Source organism: Paraglaciecola sp. MB-3u-78 (genome assembly GCF_002835935.1).
Classification (GTDB): Bacteria; Pseudomonadota; Gammaproteobacteria; order Enterobacterales; family Alteromonadaceae; genus Paraglaciecola.
On record NZ_PJCF01000047.1, the window covers coordinates 1 to 918 of the forward strand.

Consider the following 918-nt stretch of genomic DNA (forward strand, 5'->3'; position numbering starts at 1 on the left):
GGCGTAATCAAGCTACAGGTGTGAACTATATCTGGATAATGGCAAATGGCCAGATAGCCAATCGTTATGTGCTCAATACTATCAACGGGGATTGGACGATAGCCGGGGCCGGGGATTTGGACGGCGATGGCACGGATGACATTATTTTGCGAAACCAGGTGGATGGTCGAAACTGGGCGTATTTGATGGAAAGCGGTCAAATCAAGGCCAGCGAGCTCATTAATACGGTCGGTATGGGCTGGCAAATTGCTGACATGGGCGATTACGATGGAGATGGTAAGGCAGACTTGTTATGGCGCAATGAAAGCACGGCTAGAAACATCGTGCACCTGATGGATGGCCTGACAATCAAAGACAAAGGTGTACTCAGACCCACTGACAACACTTGGCAGTTGGCGCAATAGAAGGTCAGACTGTTAAACGATAAAAAGCGGAAAGGTAACTCACCTTTCCGTTTTTTTTTATCACGACAACTCTGAATAAAACGCGAGCTGAAATAATGATGGCGATGTTGCCTTACGTAGAGCAGTAGATGGCTCAAGGCGTATTCCAATGGTTGAGCGGCTATAAGCTACCCGGCATTCGTTGGCCTGCAAGAGCCGGAAGATTGGTTTGATGTAGCGCTTACTTATCAATTACGCAAGCATCCTAATCCTTTGAGGGTTATCGTCATTATGTTGCTGCTTATTACAATACAACACCCGAGGCACTATTGAGGTGTACTCGTGGACCACAGCATGGCAATGCGCCACGGATGCATATTAACATCCAACCCGATCACCTAATAACATTGATGCCGATCACCTAATAACATCCATCCCGATCACTCAATAACATCGAAGCCGATCACTTTATGGTTAAAATGTTATTGAGTGACCGGCTTAATGTTATTGCCCAACTTTTACTCTTTTTTGTCTT

At 45.9% G+C, this 918-nt stretch carries 1 protein-coding gene; it reads left to right on the plus strand.

Going from position 1 to position 918, the window contains the following annotated elements; all coding sequences use genetic code 11:
• Positions 1-404: FG-GAP-like repeat-containing protein (locus tag CXF95_RS26250; RefSeq protein ID WP_198556714.1), on the plus strand; the 404-nt coding region annotated here is incomplete at its 5' end.
• Between the last annotated feature and the right edge of the window lie 514 nt (positions 405-918).